This is a genomic window from Singulisphaera acidiphila DSM 18658, from assembly GCF_000242455.2.
Classification (GTDB): domain Bacteria; phylum Planctomycetota; class Planctomycetia; order Isosphaerales; family Isosphaeraceae; genus Singulisphaera; species Singulisphaera acidiphila.
The window spans coordinates 8,390,250-8,416,273 of the sequence record NC_019892.1; the positions used below are offsets into that span (position 1 = coordinate 8,390,250).

Here is a 26,024-nt window from a genome sequence, read left to right on the forward strand (position 1 = left end):
TCACCCCTACGGCTCCGCATAATTTTCGAGGATGCCCATGTTTAATTCTCGGCAGACCATCCTCCTGCTTGCAGCGGTGACGGCCCTCCTCACCGAGCCCGTGCTGGTCCATGCCCAGCGCCCCGGTGGCGGTGGACGCCCCGGTGGTGGCGGACGCCCCATGGGTGGCGGCGGCATGGCACGCCCCATGGGTGGCGGCGGCATGGCACGCCCCATGGGTGGCGGCGGCATGGCACGCCCCATGGGTGGCGGCGGCATGGCACGCCCCATGGGTGGCGGTGGTATGGCGCGCCCCGGCGGTGCTGGCATGACAAGGCCCTCCATGCCCGTCAACCGGCCCGCCATGGGCGGAATGACCCGGCCCTCACCCGGCAACATGACCCGGCCCAACTTCGGCGGTGGTAACCGCCCTGGCCAGGGCGGAGGGGGCATTCAAAGACCAGGATTCGCGGGGGGCAACCGCCCAGGTTTCGGTGGCGGAGGCATCCAAAGGCCAGGACCCGCTCCAGGACAGGGCGGCGGGCCTCAGAGGCCAGGATTCGCGGGGGGCAACCGCCCGGGACAAGGCGGCGGGGGGATTCAAAGGCCAGGATTCGCAGGGGGCAACCGCCCAGGTTTCGGTGGAGGGGGCGTCCAAAGGCCAGGACTCCGCCCAGGGCAAGGCGGCGGTCTCGGTCCCCAAAGGCCACCAGGATTCGCGGGGGGCAACCGCCCAGGCTTCGGCGGAGGGGGCGTTCAGAATCCCTGGCTCCCGGGAGGCAACCGCCCGGGTTTCGGCGGCGGCAGCCGCCCAGGACAGGGAGGCGGAGGCGTTCAAAATCCCTGGTTTGCGGGAGGCAACCGTCCAGGTTTCGGCGGCGGCAACCGTCCAGGACAAGGGGGCGGCGGCATTCGGAATCCCTGGCTCGCGGGAGGCAATCGGCCTGGTTTTGGGGGCGGGGGTATCAACAACCGCCCCTGGGGGTCGGGCAATAACATCGGGTCGGGTAACATCGGACAGATCGGCGATAGCCTCGGGATCGTCAGCCGGCCCAATTATGGGGGCAACACTTTCGTGGGCGGCAACAACTTTTACGGCGGCGGAGGGGGCGGCGGAGGCTATTCCTCGGGTTACAGTGGCGCACCGACCATCGTCAACAATAACGTGAACACCGTGACCGGCGGCAACGGCTATGGAGGTGGAGGTTACGGTGGGGGTGGGGGGTGGGGCGGAGGTTGGGGTGGAGGCGGAGGTTACGGCGGGGGTTGGGGCGGTAATCGCGGCTGGTCGTCCCCCTACTATGGCAACTGGTATCGTGGCAGTTGGGGGGGAGGCAACGGATTCTTGACCGGTTTTGGTGCAGGGGCGCTGAGTTCCTTTGGACTTGGCTCCGCCTTCGGAGTCACGAACACCGCGCTCGGCTTCGGCGGCTTCGGCTATCCCACCGCCGGCTATGGGATGTACAACGCCTTCCCAACCTGGAGTGCGGCCGACTACACCGACTGGGGGATCGGTTCGGTGGCCAGCGACTGGCTCTACAGTGGCTATGCGAACCCCTACGCCTCAACGTTAATCACAACCCAGCCCGCGACGACGGCCGTCGTTTTCGACTACTCCCAGCCGATCAACCTGGTCGCCACGGCTCCCGAGCCGTCGGTCGCCACGAGCACCGAGCAGATCTTCTCCGCCGCGCGTGACGCCTTCCATGCCGGGGACTACACACGGGCGATCGAACTGGCCGACCAAGTGATCAAGCAGACCCCCAACGTCCCGGTGGTCCACGAATTCCGCGCCCTGGCCCTATTCGCCCTCCAGCGCTACGACGAGGCCGCAGCCGTCGAATACGCGGTGCTCACGGCCGGACCGGGGTGGAACTGGTCCACGCTCGTCGGCCTCTACCCCGACGTCGACACCTACACCAGCCAACTCCGCAACCTGGAAGCGTACGTCACGGCCAACCCCAACTCCCCCGCCGGGCGCTTCCTCCTGGCGGACCACTACATGGTTGAGGGGCACAACGACGAAGCCTTGGCGCAATTCGAGCAGGTCACCAAACTCCAGCCCAAGGACCAGCTCTCGGCCTCGTTCGTCAAGGCACTCCAGAAGCCCGCCAACCCTGAGCCTCAGGTCGCCGCTGCAACACCGGCTCAAGGGCAAGGCGTACCTCCAACCACACCCACCACGACCGCAACAGCGGCCACAACATCAACGTCAACGCCCGCCGAGGACGCGACGGAGCCGGCCCCGACAAATCCACCGCCGCCTCCCCCGGCCGCCATGGCGGGAACCTGGAAGGCTCAACCCACACCCGACGTCTCCATCGCCCTGACGCTCAAGGAAGACGGCGCCTTCACCTGGGACGTCGACAACAAGGGTCAGAAGGAAACCCTCGAGGGTCAGGCGGCGTTCAAAGACGGGACTCTCGCCCTGCTCCACACCGACGGCCCCCCCTTGGTCGGCAAGGTCACGCAGTCCGGCCCCGACAAATTCGTCTTCGCGCCCCCCGGAGCCAATGATAAAGCGCCCGGCTTGACCTTCACACGATGACCCAGCAGAGGACCAGAGCCTTCGTATCATCTGGACCTGTTACGCAAAAGAGGATCAGGAATCGATAATGGCATCGGTTCCTGTCCTCTTCGGAGACCGGGAATGGCGAACATTCCCTTCAACGAGCTCGTTTAATAAACATTTTTCCGACAGCATCCCCCTGGCATCGCTCTCGATTCCGAGTCCGTCTGGCTCGACGACCTCGACACCACGCTTGGTCCGCATTAAGATTCGGCAAGTATTAAACAGCAAAGCCGAGATCAAAAAGCGGAGGTCGGTCGTGCCCCAGCCATCGCCAAGCCCTTGCCCCGGCCCTGGGCGGGTTTCCCGCCGCGAAATGATCGAGATCGGCTCCAGCCTGACCCTTGGACTCGGCCTGACCGATCTGCTCCGTGCCGAGGCGGGGGCCGCCCCCCGGGCACGGCGTCGCGCGCGTCCCGAGGGTCAGATAACGCCAACGGCCGACTCCTGCATCTTGATCTTCCTGAATGGCGGGCCCAGCCACCTCGACATGTGGGACATGAAGCCCGATGCCCCGGCCGAGATTCGCGGCGAGTTCCGACCGATCGCCTCGAGTCTGCCTGGCGTCCAGGTTTCCGAGCACCTGCCCCTGTTCGCTCGCCAGGTGCACCTGGGGACCCTGATCCGCTCCGCGCACCATAGCGTAAACAACTCGCACGGGGCGGCCGTCTACACCGGCCTGACCGGCCACGATCGCGGCGAGGTCGGCGGACGGGCCCAGCCGACCGACAACCCTGCGATCGGCTCGGTCGTCGGGCTCCACCGGCCGCCCGAGACAGGGATCGTCCCCTTCGTCGCAATGCCGTACATCACGGCCGAAGGCGCGGGGGGACCGCCCCAGCCCGGATTCTTCGGCGGCTGGCTCGGGCGAACGCACGACCCGCTCTTCGTCCTCAAGGATCCGAACGCCCCCGACTTCGCGATGCCCGAACTCTCGCACCCGGCGGGCGTCGACCTGGCGCGGTTCGCGAACCGGAGACAACTCGACAGTGTCCTCGGCACCCCTGAGGGGTACGCGCATGACTCGCGGCTCCGCGACGTCGATGGCTTTCGAGCACGCGCGTACGACTTACTCACCGCGCCGACGGCCCAGGACGCGTTCCGGATCGACCGCGAAGACCCACGGATCCGCGACCGCTACGGACGCAACATTTACGGCCAGAGCGTGCTCCTGGCCCGCAGGCTGGTCGAAGCTGGCGTCCGGGTCGCCAGCATCTCCTGGGCGCCTGACGCCAACGCCACCTGGGACACTCACGGCAACAACTTCCAAACCCTCAAAACAACCCTGCTCCCGCAACTGGATGCAGCGCTCTCGTCCCTGCTCGACGACCTCCAATCGCGAGGCCGGCTCGACCGAACCCTCGTCGTCGTCATGGGCGAGTTCGGGCGGAGCCCCAAGATCAATCCCGCAGCGGGCCGCGACCACTGGAATTTCGGCTACAGTCTGTTCCTCGCCGGCGGCGGGATCAAGGCCGGCCACATCCACGGCGCCAGCGACAAAATTGGCGCCCGCCCCCACCTCGACCCCGTCACACCGGCCGAGATCATCGCCACGATCTACCAGTGCCTCGGGATTCCGGCCGACCTGCTCCTCCACGACCAGTTCCGTCGCCCCCTCACCGTCGTCCCCGAGGGCCGGCCGATCGCGTCCATCCTCGCCTGAACCAAGGCCAAGCTGAGCCAAGCCGCCAATCATCGATCAGACGCCGCCCCAAGGAGAGATCGTCCGTGCCCCCGAAGATTTCCGCGTTCCCGAAATGCTACCTCGACGAGATCGCCGGCCAACGCTCGATGACCGTCTTCGACTGGATTACCGAGGCCCGATCGCTCGACGCCGACGGCCTGGAGATGTACGACGGCTTCTTCACCAGCCTGGACAACGCCTACATCGACCGCGTGGGCGACGCGATCCGCGCGGCGGGCTTCGCCATGCCCATGCTCTGCTGCTCGCCCGACTTCACCAATCCGGACGCCGACGCAAGGAAGCGGGCCGTCGCGCATGAAGCGGAATTGATCCGCGTGACGCGCCGACTCGGCGGGCCCGGCACCGTCTGCCGGGTGCTCTCGGGCCAGCGCTATCCGGAGGTCGGCCGCAAGCAAGGACTCGAGTGGGTCGTCGCCTGCATCGAGGAACTGCTCCCGGTCGCCCGGGAGTGCGACGTCGTGCTCGGGTTGGAAAACCACTACAAGGACGGCTTCTGGCATCACCCCGAGTTCGCCCAAAAGCAGGATGTCTTCCTCGAACTGGTCGAGGCCATTCCAGAGCGACGGCACTTCGGCGTACAGTTCGACCCGTCCAACGCAATCGTGGCCGGGGACGACCCGATCGCGCTCCTGCGGGCCGTCGCCGATCGCGTGGTGAGCATGCACGCGAGCGATCGCTACCTCGCCGACGGAACCACGCTGGACGAGTTGCGTCAGGCCGACGGTACGCTCGGCTACTCGCCCCACCTCCTCCACGGAGTGACCGGCAAGGGGCTCAACGATTACCACACCATCTTCACCATCCTGGCCGAGCATGGCTATCGCGGCTGGATCAGTATCGAGGACGGGATGAACGGAATGGGAGAGATGGCCGAGTCACTGGCATTCCTCCGTATGATGATCAAACGATATTTCCCAGAGTGAGACTGCCAGCAACGGCCAGGTCGCACTCAGGACGTCATCCTGAATCGCTTGGCACGAGGCCACCGAGACGGCTCGGCTCGGCCAGCCGGGAATGACTTCGCAAAACGCCACAGGCCCTCTGGCGATCACAGATCCGATTTGCCGGCGAAGCGCTCGCGTCAGACCATGAGGATTCATGGTCTGACGCTTACTTTTTTCCTATTCATCCCATTGATGCGACAACCGCCTGGTCGAGACAAAACCGCCAAGCCAATCTCTGCGTTTACTGGGTGAACGCGTCCTGACTGAGCGGCATCTGGGTGCACCAGTAAGGGAGCTTACTCCCGGCCGGGGTGACGAGCTTGGCGTAAACACTGCCGGCGATCGAGCTCTTGAGGAATCGAGCCGAGCCGTCGCAGAAGACCGTGTTCACGCCCCCGGAGTGATTGCTCAACAGGTAGGGAAACGTCCCCTCGATCGTCAGCCGATACCCACCGTTGATGTTCTCGAACGAGCCGTCCTGATTGGCAAAGGCCCATCCGGGCCCATCGGCGTCCGAGCTGGCGGCCAACCCGCTGCTGGTGCAATCCGGGGTGCTGCCAGTGCCGCACACGTTATCCGAGGCGGTGAACATGCAGAAGTTGGGCAGCGGGCAAGCCCAATTCGTCAGCAGCCCGCCTGAGACCGGTGAGCCTGTGGAGCTGCCGACCAGCATATTCTCACTCGCCATGAGAGTCGCGCTCGCCCCATCCTCGAGGTTGATCGGGCTCGTCTGAATATCCCAGGGATATCCCCCCTTGGCCGTTCCGAGAAACATCACACCCATCTTTTTGCAGGTGCTCTGGTTCAGCCCCCAGTTCGTCCGCTTACCGAGATCCGGCGCCTGGGGTCCCCAGGAAACAATCCCTCCGTTCCCACCGGCCGAATCACCATCGAACTTGTAACCCGTCCAAGACAGGGGCTCGGCATGCCAGCGTGCGAAGCCACCGTTGACGACATAACTGAGGTTCCCCTGCGACGTCTGGACCGTTGTGTCGTCAGGGCAAACCAAAATATCAAGGTTCGTTGACGACGACTTCAAATTCGACGGCATTCCCTGCTTCGTACTCGTGGAGCTCAAATAAAGCTGTTCATGATCCCAGGCATTGGCGAGATCCTTGCTGTCAATGTATGGCAGGACGTCCACCACCCAGTTGGAACGCATCGGGTTGTTCTTGGACAAGCTCCCCGGCTGGTTAATCGACGTCCAGATCCAGGACGGAAACTCCGGATCCGTCGGATCCGCCAAATTGGCCCCGGGATTCTCCGCAAAGGTTCCGGCATTGGGAAACTTATTGAACGTATTCAGAAAGCCAAGCAGCCCAAGGCCAACCTGTCGGAGATTACTCTGGCACTTCGCCCGCCTCGCCGCCGCGCGGGCCGAGCTCACCGCCGGCAACATTAACCCGACCAATACTCCGATAATCGCAATCACAACGAGCAATTCAATAAGCGTAAAGCCAACACGAAGACGTGAGCGCATGCAACTCCCCTTTCCCTGCCCGATCGGACGACCGCGGAACGCGGCCAACACCAACCTCGAATGGGTTGCTTACTCGGAATCGAGTGGATGCATGCTAGCAAGCTGTCAATAAAAAGCAACAGCATACCCCAGTAAAAAGGACACGTCATTGAAAGTGCGAAATCGCATGTTTCCTTTGGGAACTAAAACCTCGCACAATGTTTCTTTTGGACGAACTCCGTTAACATCAACAGTGGTAGACCGTCGCATGGCGTGGGGCTTGAAGTCACGGTCATCCCCTTGCTTTCGACCTGCCGGGGATCAGGTCACGATGGCCCACAAGACGGTGCCAACTCGGCAGACCTCTTGTCGTCTGTTCGGGGCAGCCAGAAGCCGGCCTGACCTTGTTGGTGTGTGTTCCCGCAGCCGGGTTGGCAACACGGTCGATGAGGAGGTCGCATCCGCAACTCATGGGAAAACCGCTCGTGCCGCGCGTGGGATCGTTGAAAAAAAGCGGTCCTGCTCAAACGGTTTTCGCTTGACGAGGGGCGGGTTTGCCTTGTAAAGTCCATCATTCACAATTTGGTGCGCATCTTATCCAGAGTGGCTGAGGGACGGGCCCTACGACGCCACAGCAACCGGTCTACCAATTGGTGGATGCTGGTGCTAACTCCTGCCCCAGCGTAGTCCGAGCCGGCAACGGTTCGACGCGCAGATGGGACAGATAAGATAGTCTTCGGTGATTGCGTGCCTAGCCACGTCTCTCGCCATTGGCCTGCCTTATCCTCACTCCCATCGTCTCTTCAACGACTCTGGATATCGCGCACCGGGACGCCCACTCGTTTTTTTTGAGGGGTCGTTCGTCCTCGACTCTCCGCCCTTTTTTTGGACTCGCCTGACCGCGAGCCGGGCTGGAGTTACAGGAGAATCGCCGGTGTCTGGAGAATTCGTCAGCGGGCTGAAGTGTCGTCTCTGTGGTAAGGTCTACCCCAAGGAAGCTCTCAACTTCTGTACCGAGGACTTCGGCCCGCTCGAAGTCGCGTACAACTACGAGGCGGTCGCGAAGTCCTTCACCAGGCAGGCGATTGAATCGCGTCCCAGGACGATGTGGCGCTATCGCGAGTTGCTCCCCGTGGATGGCGAGCCGACCGTTGGCCGGCACGTGGGCGGCACCCCTTTGATCCGGGCCGATCGCCTCGCCAAGGCGCTTGGGCTCCGCGAGCTCTACGTCAAGAACGACGCCGTCAATCATCCCTCGCTCTCGTTCAAAGACCGCGTCGTGGCCGTCGCGTTGTCGAAGGCGGTTGAGCTTGGCTTTGAGACGGTCGGATGCGCCTCGACGGGCAACCTCGCCGGCAGTGTCGCGGCCAATGCGGCCGCCGCGGGCTTGAATGCTTACGTCTTGATTCCCGACAACCTCGAGCAGGGCAAAGTCCTCGGCGCCACGATCTACGGGGCCAAGGTCATCGCGATCCAAGGCAATTACGACCACGTCAACCGCCTCTGCTCGCAGATCGCCTTTCGGTTCGGCTGGGGGTTCGTCAACGTCAACCTCCGCCCGTTCTACGCTGAGGGGTCGAAGTCGATGGGCTTCGAGATCGCCGAAGATATGGGCTGGCGGATTCCCGACCAGGTCGTCGTGCCGATGGCCGGCGGCAGCCTGATCGGCAAGCTCCACAAGTCGTTCAAGGAACTCGAGCGGCTCGGCCTGGTCTCGGGACCGGTCAATACCAAAATGTACGGGGCGCAAGCCACCGGCTGCAACCCCATCGCGAACACGGTCAAGACCGACGCCCTCCGGGTCAAGCCGGTTCGCAACCCGGACACGATCGCCAAGAGCCTCGCCATCGGCGACCCGGCCGACGGCTACTTCGCCTCGCAGCTCATCCGCGACACCGGCGGCTGGAGCGAAGACGTGGACGACGACGCAATCGTCGATTCGATGCGACTCCTGGCCGAGACCGAGGGGATCTGGGCCGAGACCGCCGGCGGCGTGACCGTCGCCGTGGCTCGGAAGCTGATCGCCCAAGGCAAGATCGACCGTGACGCCTCGACCGTCCTCTGCATCACGGGCAACGGCCTCAAGACGCAGGAAGCCCTGATCGACAAGATCGCCCGGCCGGTCGTCATCAAGCCGAGCCTGGCGGAGTTTGAGGCCCTGGTCGGGGCCGAGTCGCCGGAGCTGGTCGCCACCGAGGCTTGACCGCAGCCGCTCGACACACGCCGTAGAATGAGGAAGGAAGATCGTTCGCCATCCCTCTTTTTTTTGAGGTATGGCGGACGCCGTTCGCCCTCACTTTGTAATGTCCGCCGTGCCTCAACGCCTTTTTTTCAGAAGCGAAGGATAGGAACTATGCCGGTCGTCACGATCCCCACTCCGTTGCGTCCTCACACCGGCGGCCAAGCCCGGATCGATGCCCAGGGATCGACCGTGGCGGAAGTCCTCGGTGACCTCGGAGCGCGGTATCCCGAATTCCAGAAGCGGATCTTCGACGGCACCGGAGCGCTTCAACAGTACGTCAACGTCTACGTGAATAACGAAGACATCCGCTACCTCGACGACCTCGCGACCGCCGTCGTCGAGAAGGACGTCGTCGACATCATCCCGGCCGTCGCCGGCGGCTGAGTAACCGATCGCTCGGATGCGCCCGAGAGGAGCGAGACGCCGACCGCCAACGTCGAAAGACCCGGCGGCGGATCCCAATCTCGGGCAACATCCCTGTCCTCGAATCCAGCCCGGACCGACGATGCGAGCTCCATCGAGATAGCCTGTGCGGTCTCGACGATCATCCACGCCGGCCCTCGCTGTAACGGGTTTGCTCCCGGCCTTATTGGTTCGCGTTCTTGACCAAGGCCGTACCCTGGGGCAGTGAACGCGACAACGAATTGTCATCGTTCCATCTCTAATCAAGAGCGCGCCCCCTTTGCGGACGACCGCGACCAGGAATTTTCCCATGCCTTCCGACGTAGCCGACCCGCTCGATCGCTATAGCCGTCAGGTCCGTTTCCCCGCCCTCGGTGAGTCGGGGCAACGCAAGCTGATGGAGAGCCGGGTCACGATCTGTGGCTGTGGCGCCCTCGGCACCGTCCTGGCCAACCACCTGGTTCGGGCGGGGGTGGGCCAGATCCGGATCGTCGATCGCGACTTCATCGAGACGCATAATCTCCAGCGGCAGATCCTCTTCGACGAACAGGATGTGGCCGACAACCTGCCCAAGGCCGAAGCGGCCGCTCGCAAGCTTCGCCAGATCAACAGCGCCGTCACGATCGAGCCGGTCGTCACCGACATCGACCATACTAACATCCTCGACCTCGTGGGGGATGCCGACCTGATTCTCGACGGCACCGATAACTTCGAGACCCGCTACCTGATCAACGACGCGGCGGTCAAACTCAACAAGCCCTGGATCTTCGGCGGCGTGATCGGCAGCGAAGGGCAGACGATGACGATCATCCCGGGCAAGACCCCTTGCATCCGGTGCCTGATCGAAACCAGTCCGCCCCCCGGGATGACTCCCACCTGCGAGACGGCCGGCGTGCTCGGCCCGGCGGTCGCCGTGATTGCCTCGTTCGAGGCCGTCGAAGCCATCAAGCTGCTCAGCGGAGCGCACGATGCGCTCAATACCGAGTTGATCATGGTCGACCTCTGGGAGTGGTCGTTCCGCCGCCTCAAGGTGGCCGGACTGCTCGGCAAGGTGGACTGTCCCTGTTGCAGTCAGCGCAAGTTTGAATGGCTCGATGGCGCCCTCGGCTCGCACACAACGACCCTCTGCGGGCGAAACGCCGTGCAGATTGCAACCCGCCGCTCCGAGCCCCTGAACTTCGCCGAGATGGCGACGCGACTCGCCCCCTTGGGCGAAATCCGCCACAACAACTTCATGCTCCGATTCGCCACCGAAGGACATGAATTCACCGTCTTCCCCGACGGCCGGGCCATCATCAAGGGAACCAACGATATCGCCAAGGCGCGCACGCTCTACGCCCAGTTCGTCGGAAGCTAACACTTCCGTGCGAAGCCCCGGAGGACACGACCGTCATGTCCGCATTTTGCAGCCACGGAAGGGCGGTCGCTCCTAACAGGGGCGCAAGCCCTTGGGGACGGCAGGAACTCACATAAAGACGTTTTGCAGCCTCGCAAGGGCTGCAAAACGCAAACAAATCGAATGTCTTCCAGGGGTTTCCCCTCTGGCCAGGAACGGTCACCCCATCGGGGCTGTGGTGAACCCGCCCCAGGGGAAGGCCTCGCCGACGTTCTTTTCCTGAACTTCCAAAGTCGCCCAGGCCAACCTCTTTTCTCTTTGCGCCAAAATATGTCTCTGTAGCGAAAGCCCTCCTGAGATCGGATCCGATCATGATCTACCTCGACAACGCTGCCACGAGTTTTCCGAAGCCCGAGCCTGTCTATCAGGCCCTCGACAAGTTCGCCCGGACGAGCCTGGCCAACCCCGGACGGGCCGGGCACCGGATGGCCGTCGCCGCCGAGCGCACGTTGGACGACACGCGGCACGCCCTCAATCAGTTCTTTCGAGGCGAGAGTCCCGATCGCTGGATCTTCACGCTCAACTGTACCGATGGGTTGAACCTGGCGATCAAAGGGACCGTGAAACCGGGCGATCATGTCATCACGTCGGATCTTGAGCACAATTCAATCAGCCGGCCGTTGCGGGCGCTCGAGAAGGCTGGAGTGATCACGTTGACCCGGCTCGCTTCGGACGACGGCTATCTCGACCCGGAGGCCGTTCGGAAAGCACTGACGCCAAAGACGGCGCTTGTGGCCTTGACTCATGCCTCGAACGTCCTGGGAACCGTCCAGCCGATCGAGGCGATCGCCCCGATCGTCCGTGAGGCAGGCGCCCTATTCCTGGTCGACGCCGCCCAGTCGGCCGGTGTGATCGCGATTGACCTGCGGGCCACGCCGATCGACTTCCTCGCCTTCCCCGGGCACAAGTCGCTTTATGGACCGACCGGCACGGGGGCCCTCTACGTCGGTCCCCGGGCCAACCCCCGCCCCTGGCGCGAGGGGGGGACCGGCGGCGATTCATCCAGCGAAACCCAGCCGACCCTCTTCCCCTACATCCTCGAAGGGGGAACCCCCAACGTGCTGGGGGTCGCCGGCCTTGCCGCCGGCATTGCCTGGGTCGCCAATCGCGGGGTTGAGGAGATCCGCCGGCATGAGGTCGCGCTGCTTCAGCGCGTCGTCGATTGGGCCGAGGGGACCGAAGGGTGGCGGATCACCGGCCGCTGGAATCCGGCAACGCACGTGGGAGCGCTCTCGCTGGTCGTTCCCGAGGCTCTCACGCCCCAAGATCTCGGCTCGATCCTCGACACGAGCTTCGAGATCGCCGTGCGACCCGGCCTGCACTGTGCGCCTTACATCCATCGCGCCCTGGGAACCTTCCCGGACGGCACCCTCCGTGTCAGCCCTGGTCCGTTCACCACGGACGAGGAGATCACGACGTTCCTCAACGCCCTGACCGAGATCACCGCGGGCGTTCTTTGACCCCAGCCGGCTGAGCCGGTTCGACCTTGATCGCCTTGGAGGATTCCGGCTCCGAGCGAGCCTCACCGCTCGGCTGGCCGGAATCCTTCGTCGTTCCCTTTCCCTTGGTTTGTCCAGGGGCCGGCGAGGGTGAAGGCAATGTCGGGGGGGCCAGGAACGGCAGAACGGTCTTGCGATGCCCTCCCTTCAGGTGGACAACAACCGGGTCCGGCGTCTTGCTCACCTGGATCGTCTTGGTCTCCTTCTTCTCGTCGGCCGTCCCTTCGTGAGTGATCAGTTCGAGGGTCGCCTCCAAGGCCGGCTTGTCCGGGTTGTTGTAGATCGTCTCGATCCGGATGGTGTAATCCCCATCGAAGCCGCGCGGGCAGACGTAGACACTCTCCGGATGTGAGCCATAGCCCTCTTTGATGACCGCGCCACCGAAGACGGTGCGCGGCATGATGTCGCGAGCGGTGGCGCCGAGCGGTTCTTCGACCATCAAGCCGAGGCTGGCATCGCCCGTCCAGGTGAGTCTGACGAAGACATCGCGGTACTCAGCATCAGTCACGCGCGCCAGGAGCGTTTCCGCCTCGGAGGTTCGCCCTTCTTCCCGCAGGCTCTTGGCCAAGGTCTCAGCCTGCTGCCGGGCGTCGCGTCGCACCTTCTCATCGAACCCGGGCCAGCCCAGAGAGAAAAGCTTCTCGATGGCCATCGCCATGCGTTCCGGATCTTTTGTCTTCTGTGCCAGGTTGATCATCATAATCAAGGGCTCAGACCGATGGGGGATCTTCTCGGCGGCCTCGTCCAGCAGTTTGCCGACCCGGTCGTATTCGCCGTTCAGAAGCATCACGTCCGCCACACTCACAAGATGGTTCGGGTTGTGGCTCCGCTGCGCCATGTCGGCCGCAAACCCCAGTGAGGTTTTGAAGTCCTTGTCTGACCCCTTGTTCATCTTGATCGCGAGCGCAAGCGCCTCGTACATCCAGGGCTCGGCATCCTTGCTGTGAAAAGTCAAGAAGCCCTTGAGCACGGCCTCCACATCCTGGCTCTTCTTATTGAGATTGAGAAGAGTCACCTTCTCCTTGAGATCCTTGGACGACTCCTGGTGGGTTCGATAGTAGTTCTGCCAGTATTGAGCCGTACTCGCCGACCGCTTCTGAGTCTTCACGCTCCCCTTGGGCGCAGGCGCGATCGGAATCAGAGCAGAAGGCGCATCCGAAGGCTTTGCAGGGGTAATCGTCAGCGGGGCATCACGGTCGGGCTTCCCAGCCGAAGTACGCGGGGAGGAAACGCGACCGGGACCAGGTGGCTTGACGCCACGCTGGTCCCGGGAAGGTTGGACAGTTGAAGGGGGCTGAACGCCCTCAATTAGCTGCTTTTTTTTTGCGAGAAGGCACCGGCTGCGTCGCCTGGCTGCGCGGGATCGGTCGCGGGAACGGACATCATGCCGCCCATGCCGCCCATACCGCCACCCATGCCACCGCCCATACCACCGCCCATGCCGCCGCCCATGCCGCCACCCATACCACCCATCATGCCGCCGCCCATACCACCACCCATACCACCACCACCGCCGCCGCTGATGAGCGAGAGGGGGATGATCGCGAGGTCGGCGACCGGGTAGACGCGAATTTCGGTCGGCTGGTCTTCGGAGTCTTCATTGGTGATCGTCAGCAAGCCGTCCTTCACCGTGTAGGTCAGGCCGAGTTGCTTGAGCATCAACCGAAGCGTCGTCTTGAGCGGCACACCTTCCAGGTCCAACGTCACGGGCGAAGTCATCGTCTTCTCGGCCTCTTGTAGGCCGACCGGGTCGACGTAGATCGGGATCCCGTTGTCGTTCGCACCCGTGGTCGCGCTCTTGATGTACTTCAGGACGTCTTCCAGCGGGGTCTCGTTGCCGAACGACATCGAGATCGGGTCATCCAGCTTGGCCAGGATCGACTTCGTCTTCGGGTCGCGATCGAGCAAGTCGACCGCACGGCCGTAGCGGCGAATTCGCTTCTCGGACAGCACCCGCCACTGGTCGGCGTCGGGGTATTCGAGCGTAATCGTATCGGGGAACGGCACCGCAGCGCGATCGACATCCTGGAGCGAGAGCATGAAGCGGAACTCTTTGAGCTGCTCGAACGCCAGCTCCTGGGCCAGGAAGCCCACCGTCTCGGCCACGAACACACCTACGCGAGGGGTCGGATCGTTGGGGACCAAGGCCCGTGCCTTCTGGGCCAGCAGCCGCGCCTCATAGAAGGGGGCGGTGGCGGTCACGATGTCACCCAGGCCGCCGTTGTAGAGGATGTTGTAGGTCCCCTGCGCCATCAGACTGTCGAACTGGATCATCATCACGCTGACGGTCGCCTGATTGCGTTCGACGAGGTCGAGCGCCCGGATCCGCTGCTCGGCCGAAGCCTCGCGTCGGAGCCGTTCAGCCTGCTCCTGAACGATCCGCTCTTCAGCACGAACGGTAGAGAGAAGCTGGGACTGGATCCGGCGATCGAGGTCGTTGCGAACCGCTTCGGGAACGTCAGTAGCCGATCGCGCGACAGTCTGTGCCAACCGGAGTGTGGTGAGTGCAGCCTCGGGTTGCCCGGCGTTGACCAGATCGCGAGCAGCCTGCAGGCGCTGGTTGATGTCGGCGACGAGCTGCTGTCGAACGACGTCGGAGACGCGGGCCGCTTCCTCGAGTGTGGCCTGGGGCTGGTGGCCGGCAGCGGGCTCGGTGACAGCCGGGACCGGATTGGCCGGGGCGATCACCTCGGCGGCGGCGGGCGGGGGCTCGGCCGGCGGCGCAGCGGGCGGGGCTTCGGCGGGCGGCGCCTCCACCGGGGCCTGGAAGGCAACCCGGATCTGGGACAGGGCCCGCTTGGCTTCGCCGTTGCGAGGGTCGAGTTCGAGAGCCTTGCGGTAGAACTTCTTCGCCTGCTCGGACGCGCCCTGCGCAAGCGCCTGCTGGCCGAGCTCGGTGAGCTGTTTCGGCAAGGGCGTCGTGTCGGCGGCTCGCGACGTGACACCGGTTAGGATCAGGCCGCTCAACGTCAACGGCCCGAGACCTCTCCACATCCTCGCGGTTTGGGACATGATTGTTCGTCTCCAGAAGGGGATCCCGGCTTTACGTCCGGTACGAGCATGGCGATGCGTCAGTTTCATCAAAGAAAAGAGAACGACCGTGGCTCGGCAATTCGGTTGGATTCAACCAGGGAGGCCCCACAAGATCGGTGAATGCTCACCAAAGCAGGCCGCCCCAAAATCAACGCAAGAGCAAGGCTGCGAGCGTCCTCCTACGGTTTCTCTTATTATGCCACATAGAACACCTTGAGGCACAAGTCAGGCCCTGCTCCAAATTGGGGCGATCCGAAATCATCGAACGACCGCTCCCCACCACGGCGAGGCGTAGAGTCAACGTGCCAAGCTTCGATCACTTTTGACAGCGTTAGGGGGATGTTCTATCAACAGTTAGAGCAAATCCCGATCCGTCACTCAACGTGAAGGGTGCGACGGCTGAAGGGCTTGGTCGATTCTCATCAAACGCGCAAGAGACCCATCGAATCATCTCGAATCGGTGAAGCGCCTCGGAGAGACCCAAAACGACCGTGCCCCAGTCCGTGGAAAACTGAGAATTGGTCATGCCTGATCGTCCTAAGAAGAAGACGCCACCGAAGTCGAAGAAATTCGATGCACCCTCCCTTCCGGAAGACGCAATTCTCCACGACCGCCGTGACGGGCCCAAACGGCGAGGCCGTGGGGAAGCGGATCCTGCAACGGCATCAACCAAACCCGATCGCGGTCCCGCCCGGCCGCAGGTTAAGAAGGAGCGGCGAAGGCGGATCGATCCGACCACCTTCGAAAAGCAGTATACCGACGACGAGATCGAGTTCATGAATGCGATGCAGCACTTCAAGATGCAATCGGGCCGATCGTTTCCCACCTGTGGTGAAGTGCTCAAAGTCGCGAACGAACTCGGTTACCGCAAAATGCTCGCCCTCAGGCTGATCCAGGGGATCGATGAGTCCGCACCTCGCTCCGAAGGGTCAAACGGATCCGCGCCGAATATCACCTGAACCCATCCTCCTCAATACCCTGGGACGCCTTCGAAAAGAAAAACGCGAACGACCCGGTGCTGCGCGGCTAACCGGGTCGTTCGCGTTGATTTCTTTTTTTTCAGAAGACGAGAAATTGGTCAGGGTGCGATGGTAACAACGGCAGGGCCGTGGATCAGGCTTGCCCAGGCCACCACCGCCTCACGAGTCAGACGGACGGCGTTCGTCAGGCGATTCTCGCTCCGAACCGCCTCATCAGCGGCAGCGGCAGAGTTCGAGCCTTGAATCCCGTCGGAGCTCCGGTTCGAGGCGTAGATCTCATCCGTGTCGAGGTCTTCGTTGACTCCGAACGTCTGATCGGCGTTCAAGCCTCGGACCGTGGCGGCCAGCATTGAGGCGTCCTGATCGAAACGGGTCACCGTATCCTCGATCACCCCCTCGAACACCAGATCAAGCGAATCGGTCACGTTCGAATCGGCCAGTTCAACCGGCTTGCTTGGAGTCGTCTCCTCGGCCCAACCCTCGAACGCCAGTTCGGTCAAATCGACGCGGTTCGGCTCATCATCGGCGAGCGCGGCCGGTTCGCTGGGCAGGTCGATCGCAAGGGATCTCGACAGCTCCAAAGCCGCCAACTGATCGCTGTTCTTGACGAATTGATCCATCTCACGGGTTGTGCCCGCAAGGGCGTCTTGAGCGAAGGAAGCGACCGAATCATTAAGAACGCCGGCAAATTCCTCATCCGAGATGAGCGTGGGGGCACATGCGGAGGCGGGGGCAGCTAAGAGCGGTGAGGTCTCGGCGGGGTCGACTACGAGAACAAACGCCCCCGGGTCAGACAAGGTTGGAGTGTCCCATTCGGCGAGGTGGTCGTTTACCCAGTGTTGCGCGGAGCGGGTCATCGTATCGAGATCGCGCCGAGACGGCATGCTCAAACCTAGTCCGGCGACGAGACCGACCAAGATCAGGCGCAGCACCATCGGTCGTTCTCCGCGATATCGTAGAGTCGTCATTGCAGTTTGGTCCGTTCAATGGGGTCGTCTGATGTCGTCCTTGGTGACCCATTGATCCTTCGGTGTCAAACAATATCGACAAGGCAGAGACGGACCTTTAGCGACTTCGGGGTATCCTGGCAAAGATTCCCATGCAAACAAGCCTCCGAGTGGGTCAAGGGGAGGGATAGTAGCGATTTCGCGTTGCCCGAGGGGGGGAAATCCGTAGGATGGCGGCGGATTCCGAGAAGGAGATCGGCGAAGTCGATTCGATCCACAAACAAAAAGGGATGGCCTGCGATGGGCAAGACGGTCCTGGTGACAGGTGCGGGGGGGTTCATCGGGAGTCACCTGACCGAGCGTCTGGTCCGTGATGGCCATACCGTGCGGATCTTGACCCGATATAACGGACGCGACGAGCGCGGACACATTGACAGTCTTCCGGCAGAGATCACGGGAGCACTCGAGGTGCACCGTGGTGACCTGAAGGATCCGGAGGCGGTCCGCAAAGCCGTCGAGGGACGAGCCTGGGTGTTCCACCTCGGTGCGCTGATTGCGATCCCCTACTCGTACCAGAACCCGTACGACGTAGTGCAGACGAATGTGCTGGGGACGGCCCACGTGCTCGACGCTTGCCGCGCGAGTGGTGCGCTGGAGCGGGTCGTGCTGACGTCGACGTCGGAGGTGTATGGGACCGCCCAGGTCGTGCCGATTGACGAACGGCACCCATTGCGGGGTCAGTCCCCCTATGCCGCCACGAAAATTGCCGCCGACGCCTTGGGCGAAAGCTATCACCGCGCTTTTGGATTGCCTGTCACGATTCTCCGGCCGTTCAACACGTTCGGGCCACGACAATCCGCGCGGGCGATCATCCCGACGATCATCAGTCAGGCTCTGACACGCCCTGTAGTTCGCTTGGGGAGCCTCGATCCCCGCCGCGACCTCACCTACGTCAAGGATACGGTCTCGGGTTTCGTGGCGATTGCCGGATGCGACGGAGCGCTCGGCCAAGCCGTCAACATCGGCCGTGGCGACGACGTCTCCATCGGGGAATTAGTCGAGAGGATCGCCGCGCGACTCGGAACACCGATCCGGGTCGAGACCGATTCCGAACGGATCCGCCCTCCGGCCAGCGAGGTCGGCCGACTCCTAGCCGGAACGAACCTCGCCAAGGAACTCTGGGGCTGGTCGCCGCAATATTCGCTCGACCAGGCACTCGACGAGACGATCGCCTGGATCCGCGACAACATCGCCCGATTCCGAGTCGATTCGTACACAACCTAAAAAAAGAGCGATTTTCGTTCAGGCGGATCACGCGCCGAACGATCAAGGTGGCAGAGGTCCGCACTCGATGCCGAGGACCTGCAGACTGGGGGACGGGACGAGCACGCCCCCAGCCACCCGAGACGAGGATCAATCGCTCTCACCCCTCGTCTTCTTGTCGATCCACGGGCCCCATCGCCCGGGGTAGGCAGCAGCGCAACCGCGGCCGGCCGATTTCAGGCTTCATCGCCTGGCGGAGCCGTCATCCTTCACCAACCAAACCGTATACTCATCAATCTCGGCGGGCAATCCTCGCCCTCGATTCTTGCAGGCCAGGCAATCCTTCGGGTGGCCTTCCGCAATCTCCCGTCCCGCCTCAAGATGTGGTCTTTCATTCGGTCGCTCCGCCTGCGAGGCAACAGCGAAGAACGCTCCCGAAATGAGCGTGAACCAGATCACGCCGTTGAAGACGTTACGCATGAAATATCCTCAGAATTTTCTAGCCGCTTGGGGTGGGCTGGCTGGTGGGTCAGTTGGTAGGCGAAGTCGGCGGGTACGATCCAAAAAGAACCCGGGGCAGGCTGAGGAGTCTCCCATATTGGCGCGATTCTTTCAACCGAAGTTCCGAATCGGCCCCCACGACGACATGGCACACCGCATGGACTCGTGCTGAGCGGACCACCCACCTGCTCTTTTTTCAATAAGCGGTCTTGGGGTCTGAGTCCCAGACGTCCCGACACCATCAGAATGTGGGCGGAGCCTCCGCGATCCCCAAAAGGAACAACCGCTGAGAAGAGCCGTTGCCAGGTTTCAATCGACTCACCCATCCCCAATTAGATCCAGACATTTTGTTTCTTTTCCTTTCGCCGGATTCCTATTTTCAAGGCCATCCACGCCCTCGTTGACGCTATTAGTAAGTTAGGGGAAAGACTGACGTTCTCACGATTCAGCCAGGGAGTAATCCTATGTCCATGCTGTCGAAAGTGGCTGCGCTGATGGTGGCCTTGACGGGTCTCTACGGGATCGCCGCGAAGGCCGAAGAAGGCCGAGGAAGCAGTGACCGGGACGGCGGTTCCCATCAGAGCAAGGCGCACCGAGGGGGGGGCCGCGAACGAGGAGAGAGCCGAGAGCACGGGTCTCGCGACCACGGCCGAAGCCGCTCTCACGCTGCTGGCCACCATGGGAAATGGCACGGCGAAGCGCGGCATCACCATCGCCGAGGTGATGGCGAGCATCGCGGCGAAGCGAGGCACGATCATCGCCGTGGCGACGGCAAGCATCGCGGCGAAGCGCGGCATCACCATCGCCGAGGTGATGGCGAACACCGCAGCGTAGCGCGACACGATCATCGCCGAGGCGACGGCAAACACCGCGGCGGGGAAGCACGGGGGAGCAAGGTCGAGCGGACCAAGCACCGTGAGTGGGCCAAGGCCCGCGGCCGCCGCGACGGCGACGATCGCCAGAGCCACAACAGCAAGGGGCGGAAAGATCACGGCTCTCGCGGCCGGAGCCGGTCGCATGAGGACCGAGAGTCTCGCCGAAGCTAAGTCACAGGCCGGAAACTCACCGGAGATTCATCTCCCGGTTTAGTGCAGCCGGCCCGGCCGCTGGAATCACTCCCAGGCGAATGAGAAAGAGAGGGAGCTCACTTCCCCGCTCGCCTGGGAAATTCCACTCTCCTGAGAATTGAAAAAAGAAACAACAGATTATCCACCGGCCGGGCATCTATCTCCATCCCTCCTTCAAAACCCGCCCGCTTGAGGATCACCTCAGCGACCCACCAGGCGGAATTCACCCCGACGGGCTATCCGTTTCGGAACCGGTCGAGATTCAGACGCATCGGACGAGAGCTCCTGGACAGAAGTTTCCAGTGGGTTGCGGGGGGAGTCTGCCCTTCGATAAGATGAGGGGCTGACAGGAGTTCGACACCCGCCAGAGTTCCGACGATATGAGCATCGACTGGACCCCTCTTGCCGATTTGATCGAGACCCATGACCGATTCCTCCTGACCACGCACGTCCGCCCTGATGGCGACGCGCTGGGATCGGAAGTCGGCATGGCGGGTCTGCTTCGGCAGCGAGGGAAGGATGTCCGGGTCGTCAACTCCAGCCGGACGCCCCCTCGGTACGACTTCCTCGACCCGCAAGAGGACTTCTTCGAGCACTTCGGCAGCCTGGCGAACCCAGCCGACCTGGCGGACCGCGAGGTCGCGATCATCCTCGACCTGTCAGCCTGGAGCCAACTGGGCGACATGGCGGACTTGATCCGCGACTTCAAAGGGCCCCGCGTGGTGATCGACCACCACGTCAGCCAGGATGACCTGGGAGCGCTCTTCCTCAAAGACACGACGGCCGAAGCAACGGGGACGTTGGTGGTCCAGGCCACGAAGGCGCTGGGAGGCACGTTCACGAAAGAGGTGGCGACCGGCCTGCTGACCGCGATCGCGATGGACACCGGCTGGTTCCATCACCCAAACACCAAACCCAGCACACTGCGGACCGTGGCGGATCTCGTCGAGGCGGGCGCCCCGATCAACGAGATTTACAGCCAGTTGTTCGAGCGAAGCAGCCTGGGCCGGCTTCGCTTGATGGGCGAGACCCTCACGGGCCTGAAAACCGTTGCGGGCGGCCGGATCGCCTATGCGACCGTGACGCGCGACAGTGTCGAGCGTTCCGGCGCGATCCCTCAGGACACCGAAGACCTGGTCGATTTCACGGTCAGTCTCAAAGGGGTCGAGGTCGGCATGCTCTTCTTCGAGCAGTCTCGCGGTGGCATCAAACTGAGCCTCCGGTCTCGCCAGGGCATGGACTGTGCCCGCTTGGCCGGTCTCTTCGGCGGTGGCGGCCACCGCGCTGCGGCCGGGGCCACGTTGCCTGATCCCCTCGACGAGAGCATCGAGCGGGTCCTTGCCGCCGTCCAGCAGACCTTAAACATCGCCTAATCTGTCGCACTGTAGATCGTCGTCTGTCTCCCTCCCGTTCCGCGATAAGATCGAACGGACGCCGTCCGAAGCCCGCTGATCTCAAAAAGCGCTTCGGACCGCTCCTCCCTCCTGCCCCATTTGATCCTCGAACCCGCCTCGTCGTCGCTGGAGTTCCCCTTGATGAACCGTCGTGACTTCTACCGCTACGGCACAATCGTGGTGGGCAACCTTGTCGGCCTCGGTCTGGCCATACCAGGGGTTGCCTACGTCCTGGATCCACTTTTGAAGAAGAAGGCCGAAGGGGGAGGGTTCCAGGAGGTCGCAAAGCTCAGCGACCTCAAAGTGGGCGTCCCCATGTCGGTCCCGATCATCGAGCAGCGGCAAGACGCCTGGGTGAACTATCCCAAGGAAGCGATCAGCTCGATCTGGCTGGTTCGCCAGCCCCCTTGCAACTCGAAGGAGACGGTGCTTGCCCTCTCGTCCGAGTGTCCCCACCTAGGCTGCGCGGTGAGCCTCGGGGAGGACGGCCAGAGCTTCTTCTGCCCGTGTCACACGAGCAGCTTCGACCTCTGCGGCAAGGCGACGAACAAGATCCCGCCGCGCCCGATGGATGGGCTCGAGATCGAGCTCTCGAACGATAAAGACCCGAAGATCAAGGTCAAGTTCCAGCGGTTCCGGGCCCAGTCCGAGGAGAAGATCCCCCTTGTTTAACAAACTCGCCAACTGGCTTGACAATCGGACCGGCTACAAAGCCCTCGTTCACGAGGCGCTCGAAGAACCGATCCCCGGCGGCGCGCGCTGGCGGTACGTGTTCGGCTCGGCCCTGAGCACGACCTTCATGATCCAGCTGGCGACCGGCCTGCTGTTAATGCTGTCGTACAGCCCGTCGTCCGCGACGGCCTGGGGAAGCGTCTTCTACATCAGCAACAAGATGTACGCGGGTTGGTTCGTCCGGGGGATCCACCACTTCGGGTCACAGGCGATGGTGGTCCTCCTCGCAATGCACTTGCTCCAAGTGCTCTGGGCGGGTGCCTACCGCAAGCCGCGCGAGGTCAACTGGTGGTTCGGCATGGCGCTGATGTTCCTCACCCTTGGCTTCAGCCTGACCGGCTACCTGCTCCCCTGGGACCAGAAAGGCTACTGGGCCACCAAGGTTGCCACCAATATCTCGGGCGGAGCCCCGGTGCTCGGCCCTGCCATCCAGAAGATCGTCGTCGGCGGCACCGAGTACGGCAACCAGACGATCACCCGGTTCTTCGGGCTGCACGTCGGCGTTCTCCCGACCCTCTTCTTCCTCTGCCTGTTCGCACACGTCGCCCTCTTCCGGCGCCACGGCCTGACTCCCCCGCGCAATGCCGAGAAACTCGGGCGTGGCACGTTCTGGCCCGAACAGCTCTTCATGGACAGCGTCGCCAGCCTCGCCGTCTTCGGCGTCCTGCTCTATCTCGTGCTCAGCGAGGGGGGAGCCAATCTCGACGCCCCCGCCGATCCCTCCAGCGCCAACTACCCGGCGCGACCCGAGTGGTACTTCCTCTCGCTCTTTCAGATGCTCAAGTACTTCCCGGGCAATCGCGAGATCATCGGCACCATCATCATCCCGACCGCGATCATGGTGGTCCTGCTTCTGCTCCCCCTCTTCGACCGGGTCCTCCCGCGCAAGCTGGCCCACTTCCTGGCGTGCTGCTTCGTCTTCGCGCTGGTCGGCGGCGGCGGCTTCCTGACCGTGGAAGCAATGCGGTCCGACGCCGCGAATGAAAGCTTCCAGGCCGACCGGGTCAAGGCCGACGAGGCCCGCCAGCGGGCGATCCTGTTGGCGAGCGAAATCGGTGTTCCTCCCGAAGGTGCCGCCTACGTCCTGCGCCACGACCCGCTGACCCACGGCCGTGCCGTGCTCGATAAGAAGTGCCTGAGCTGCCACTACTTCGACGGCAAGGGCCAACTCTCGAGCGACAGCAAGGGGCAGCCTGTCTCGACGCCGCAGGTCGCCTCCGACCTCAAGGATTATGGCTCCTACACCTGGATCCGCGGCCTCCTCGAGAACCCGCGAGCGGACGCCTACTTCGGCAAGGTCCCGCAATGCGACGGGATGGCCGAGTGGAAGAAGGGGTCGAAGCTCACCAAGCAAGAGCTCGACGACGTCGCCCGGTTCGTCGCCTCGTTCGCCGAGGTCCCCGCCGACATGACTCCGGATGAGTGGGTCGACAGCCCAGGAGTCGCCAACCACCCCGGCTTGGAGGTCTTCAACAAAGACTGCAAGCAGTGCCATCTCGTGGTTGAGGGGATCGGCGAGGGAGGCTTTCGCGACGCTCCCAAGCTATTTGCCTGGGGCTCGCCGCAGTGGATCGCACGCATGATCCATAAGCCGGGCGCTCCCGACCTGTATGGCTACCTCGAAAAGAAGGACCAGATGCCCGCGTTCACCAGCGAGCAACTCACCAAGAACGACGTCAACATGCTCGTGCGGTATCTCCAGAACGACTACTTTGGGGCCAAAGCAACCTCCCCCGAGACGAAGGTCGCCGTAGGAAAATCCGCCCCTCATTGAGCCTCGCCAACGGGGGCTCAGGCCCTCTGAATCGAAAACAAGCGGATCGAGCCGACACCGGCCCCGGAAGTTTTTTCCGGGGCCGGTGTCATTTTGATCACAAACGCGCCCTCGGATTCTCAAAAAAGGGGCAGTCGAGAGCGCCCTGTTCGCGGAGTGACGAGATGTTTGAACACTACCTCTGAGCAAGAATTACAAGGATCCGTAACCCTGGCTTCCCCAAAGGCCGCGCTCGCGAAAAAGACGGGCAAACAGCAGGAAAACCGTGGATTTTTCTTGAGAACGTCTCAAGTCGCGGCTAGACTCGGTCGCACTGCCTGACACGAAGGCAAGACGCTAAAGCACGAATTTGCTTCCACTCTCGCGTCACACCTACTGAGACATAGACAAATTGATTTGGTCTTCGCACATCCCTCAGGGTCCGCGCCCCTGCGGTTGTGCCTGGAGATCACGGGAAATTGCGGGCGCGACCGGTCGCCGTCTGACGGCATCGTCGCGCACTGGCTGACGCCCCGGCTTGGCTCGTCGAATTCCGCGGTTCACGGAGGACTGTGGAAGCGCCCCGGGATGGTCATCGAATGGATTTCGCTGACGCCAACGCAACGCAAGGAAGGAAGCCCGCCATGAAAGACCGACCTCTGATCGGGATCAACACTGACTATCGCGCCACCGCCAAGGGCCGCACCCCGCATAGCTACATGAACAGTGGGTACTTCGACTGCATCCTTTCCGCCAACGCACTTCCCGTGATGATCCCGCCGCTCATCAAGGAGCAAGACCTCGCCCCGATCCTCGAGCAGCTCGACGGCGTGCTCTTGACCGGCGGGGACGACCTCGACCCCAAGAAGATGGGACTCTCGCCGCACCCGGCCGTGACGGTCATGCCCGAACGGCGTGAAGCGTCCGACCGCATGCTCTGCAAGCTGATCCAGCAGATGCGGATGCCCGTGCTCGGGATCGGCCTGGGGATGCAAGAGCTGAACGTCGTCAATGGCGGCGGCATCTACCTCCACCTGCCCGAAGACATGCCGCGAGGCATCCCCCACCGTGACCTCCAAGGCGGGGTCCACCGGCACACCGTGATCATGGAGCCGGGCAGTCGGCTGGAAGAGATCTACGGCCCCGGTGAAATCCGAGTCAACAGCTACCACCACCAGGGGATCCGCAAGCTCGCCCCGAACTTCCGGACCGGTGCGGTCGCCCCCGATGGTCTGATCGAAGCCTACGAAGGCCGAGAGAAGGGCTGGTGGGTCGTCGGCGTGCAGTGGCACCCCGAAAACGAAGGGAATATTTCCCTCGACATGCAGCTCATCGAAGCCTTCACCACCGCAGCAGCCTCCTGGAACAGGGTCCCTCTCTCGCTGGCGAAAGCGAGCTGACGAGGCGAGGTCGACCTGAGGAACGAAGCCCCTTTTTCTTTTTCCTGCAAAGAGAAGGGGCTTTTCGCTGCGCAAGGGCGAATCAAGGATCAAGCCAGGTTGACCCGGGAAGGAGCGAGGGTCTCCCATCGGCCAAAGTCATTCCGAGCCGGTCCCGAAAGATTGCCGAACCCGACCAGGCTCAAGCCACCGGGAATCCCCCGTGGGACGCTCTGCAGCCGACCGCTTCCCGAGACCTCGAGCGCCCCACCTTCAGGCAGAATGAACCGAAGCGAAGCCCGACCGCCAAAAACGGTGCCGACCACGGCGACCCGCTGCATACCCTGCTCAGGGTAAAAATATCCAAAAACCTGGATACGCCCGGTGACCCCGAGGACAAGCCGCCCTTCGAACGTGGTGCCCGCGTGCGGACCTCGCGTGATCGTCGCCTCAAACACACGGTAGGCGGCCAGGGGATTCGCCCGCGCTGGGGCCACTTCGGCGTGAACCGCCGCCCCCAAAGGTGGGCTCGCAGCCGCGTTCAAAAGGCAACGAGCCTCGCAAGTTTCGACCTCAGGGCGCAACGCACGCCTTCGAGGAGAATGGGAGCACGGCGCCGACGGCCGATCGGCCCCGTACGCGAATTGCCACCTCAACACTCGCCACATCGGTGAACCTCCGAGGTGCCGATTCCTTGGCGGGCACAACCCACCAGTCTTTTCTTATAGGTTAGACTTCAGCCTGCCACAACTTCAAGGGACAACAGGCTGAAGCCAACCC

At 62.9% G+C, this 26,024-nt stretch carries 20 protein-coding genes and 1 riboswitch; of the genes, 14 read left to right on the plus strand and 6 right to left on the minus strand.

Annotation, left to right across the window (positions count from 1 at the left end):
- Positions 1-37 precede the first annotated feature (37 nt).
- The 3 genes from SINAC_RS41610 (at position 38) to SINAC_RS32660 (ending at position 5,176) form a co-directional block, all read left to right on the plus strand.
- Entirely contained in the window at positions 38-2,527 is a 2,490-nt protein-coding gene (locus SINAC_RS41610) for a tetratricopeptide repeat protein (RefSeq protein WP_015249815.1), read from the plus strand.
- Positions 2,528-2,807: 280 nt separating this feature from the next.
- Entirely contained in the window at positions 2,808-4,211 is a 1,404-nt protein-coding gene (locus SINAC_RS32655) for a DUF1501 domain-containing protein (RefSeq protein WP_044147900.1), read from the plus strand.
- 65 nt (positions 4,212-4,276) lie between these two features.
- Positions 4,277-5,176 (plus strand): sugar phosphate isomerase/epimerase family protein, encoded by a 900-nt coding sequence (locus tag SINAC_RS32660; protein WP_015249817.1) that lies wholly within the window; start codon positions 4,277-4,279, stop codon positions 5,174-5,176.
- Positions 5,177-5,438: 262 nt separating this feature from the next.
- On the opposite strand, the gene SINAC_RS32665 is transcribed toward SINAC_RS32660, so the two are convergent.
- The gene (locus SINAC_RS32665; protein ID WP_026012034.1) at positions 5,439-6,677 is read right to left on the minus strand and encodes a DUF1559 family PulG-like putative transporter; all 1,239 of its coding nucleotides are present in this window, start codon (positions 6,675-6,677) and stop codon (positions 5,439-5,441) included.
- 570 nt (positions 6,678-7,247) lie between these two features.
- Positions 7,248-7,387, plus strand: a riboswitch (SAM riboswitch).
- 203 nt (positions 7,388-7,590) lie between these two features.
- On the opposite strand from SINAC_RS32665, the gene thrC reads away from it, so the two are divergent.
- From thrC to SINAC_RS32685, 4 genes are all read left to right on the plus strand, one after another.
- A complete protein-coding gene (gene thrC / locus SINAC_RS32670) occupies positions 7,591-8,859 on the plus strand; it encodes a threonine synthase (protein ID WP_015249819.1) in 1,269 nt (422 codons plus the stop codon).
- Between the two features lie 150 nt (positions 8,860-9,009).
- Entirely contained in the window at positions 9,010-9,282 is a 273-nt protein-coding gene (locus SINAC_RS32675) for a MoaD family protein (RefSeq protein WP_015249820.1), read from the plus strand.
- Positions 9,283-9,610: 328 nt separating this feature from the next.
- Positions 9,611-10,657: a ThiF family adenylyltransferase gene (locus SINAC_RS32680; protein WP_015249822.1), complete on the plus strand. Its 1,047-nt coding sequence runs from the start codon at positions 9,611-9,613 to the stop codon at positions 10,655-10,657.
- A 350-nt stretch (positions 10,658-11,007) separates the two neighbouring features.
- Positions 11,008-12,156: an aminotransferase class V-fold PLP-dependent enzyme gene (locus tag SINAC_RS32685; protein WP_015249823.1), complete on the plus strand. Its 1,149-nt coding sequence runs from the start codon at positions 11,008-11,010 to the stop codon at positions 12,154-12,156.
- Here SINAC_RS32685 and SINAC_RS32690 read toward each other — a convergent pair.
- Entirely contained in the window at positions 12,137-13,303 is a 1,167-nt protein-coding gene (locus SINAC_RS32690; protein ID WP_015249824.1) for a tetratricopeptide repeat protein, read from the minus strand. The genes SINAC_RS32685 and SINAC_RS32690 overlap by 20 nt on opposite strands.
- A gap of 200 nt (positions 13,304-13,503) precedes the next feature.
- The gene (locus SINAC_RS32695) at positions 13,504-15,207 is read right to left on the minus strand and encodes a hypothetical protein (RefSeq protein WP_015249825.1); all 1,704 of its coding nucleotides are present in this window, start codon (positions 15,205-15,207) and stop codon (positions 13,504-13,506) included.
- A gap of 545 nt (positions 15,208-15,752) precedes the next feature.
- On the opposite strand from SINAC_RS32695, the gene SINAC_RS32700 reads away from it, so the two are divergent.
- Positions 15,753-16,187, plus strand: a complete 435-nt coding sequence (locus tag SINAC_RS32700) for a hypothetical protein (protein ID WP_015249826.1) — start codon at positions 15,753-15,755, stop codon at positions 16,185-16,187.
- Between the two features lie 119 nt (positions 16,188-16,306).
- On the opposite strand, the gene SINAC_RS32705 is transcribed toward SINAC_RS32700, so the two are convergent.
- Positions 16,307-17,176 (minus strand): hypothetical protein, encoded by an 870-nt coding sequence (locus tag SINAC_RS32705; protein ID WP_237722666.1) that lies wholly within the window; start codon positions 17,174-17,176, stop codon positions 16,307-16,309.
- 279 nt (positions 17,177-17,455) lie between these two features.
- On the opposite strand from SINAC_RS32705, the gene SINAC_RS32710 reads away from it, so the two are divergent.
- Complete coding sequence (locus SINAC_RS32710; protein WP_015249828.1) at positions 17,456-18,439, plus strand: GDP-mannose 4,6-dehydratase; 984 nt, start codon at positions 17,456-17,458, stop codon at positions 18,437-18,439.
- Between the two features lie 222 nt (positions 18,440-18,661).
- Here SINAC_RS32710 and SINAC_RS32715 read toward each other — a convergent pair whose 3' ends face one another.
- The gene (locus tag SINAC_RS32715; RefSeq protein ID WP_015249829.1) at positions 18,662-18,898 is read right to left on the minus strand and encodes a hypothetical protein; all 237 of its coding nucleotides are present in this window, start codon (positions 18,896-18,898) and stop codon (positions 18,662-18,664) included.
- A 485-nt stretch (positions 18,899-19,383) separates the two neighbouring features.
- Between SINAC_RS32715 and SINAC_RS40325 the strand changes: the two genes are divergently transcribed.
- The 5 genes from SINAC_RS40325 (at position 19,384) to SINAC_RS32740 (ending at position 25,265) form a co-directional block, all read left to right on the plus strand.
- Positions 19,384-19,965 carry a hypothetical protein gene (locus tag SINAC_RS40325; protein WP_157579475.1) on the plus strand — a complete coding sequence of 194 codons (582 nt, stop codon included), beginning with the start codon at positions 19,384-19,386 and terminating at the stop codon, positions 19,963-19,965.
- A 401-nt stretch (positions 19,966-20,366) separates the two neighbouring features.
- Positions 20,367-21,359, plus strand: coding sequence for a DHH family phosphoesterase (locus SINAC_RS32725; protein WP_015249831.1), 993 nt, complete (start codon positions 20,367-20,369; stop codon positions 21,357-21,359).
- A gap of 162 nt (positions 21,360-21,521) precedes the next feature.
- Positions 21,522-22,052, plus strand: coding sequence for a QcrA and Rieske domain-containing protein (locus SINAC_RS32730; RefSeq protein WP_015249832.1), 531 nt, complete (start codon positions 21,522-21,524; stop codon positions 22,050-22,052).
- Complete coding sequence (locus SINAC_RS32735; RefSeq protein WP_015249833.1) at positions 22,045-23,886, plus strand: cytochrome b N-terminal domain-containing protein; 1,842 nt, start codon at positions 22,045-22,047, stop codon at positions 23,884-23,886. Before SINAC_RS32730 ends, SINAC_RS32735 begins: the two co-directional genes overlap by 8 nt.
- 623 nt (positions 23,887-24,509) lie before the next feature.
- The gene (locus tag SINAC_RS32740; RefSeq protein ID WP_015249834.1) at positions 24,510-25,265 is read left to right on the plus strand and encodes a gamma-glutamyl-gamma-aminobutyrate hydrolase family protein; all 756 of its coding nucleotides are present in this window, start codon (positions 24,510-24,512) and stop codon (positions 25,263-25,265) included.
- An 89-nt stretch (positions 25,266-25,354) separates the two neighbouring features.
- Here the strand turns inward: SINAC_RS32740 and SINAC_RS32745 are convergent, their stop codons facing one another.
- The gene (locus tag SINAC_RS32745; protein WP_154673739.1) at positions 25,355-25,789 is read right to left on the minus strand and encodes a hypothetical protein; all 435 of its coding nucleotides are present in this window, start codon (positions 25,787-25,789) and stop codon (positions 25,355-25,357) included.
- Positions 25,790-26,024 lie beyond the last annotated feature (235 nt).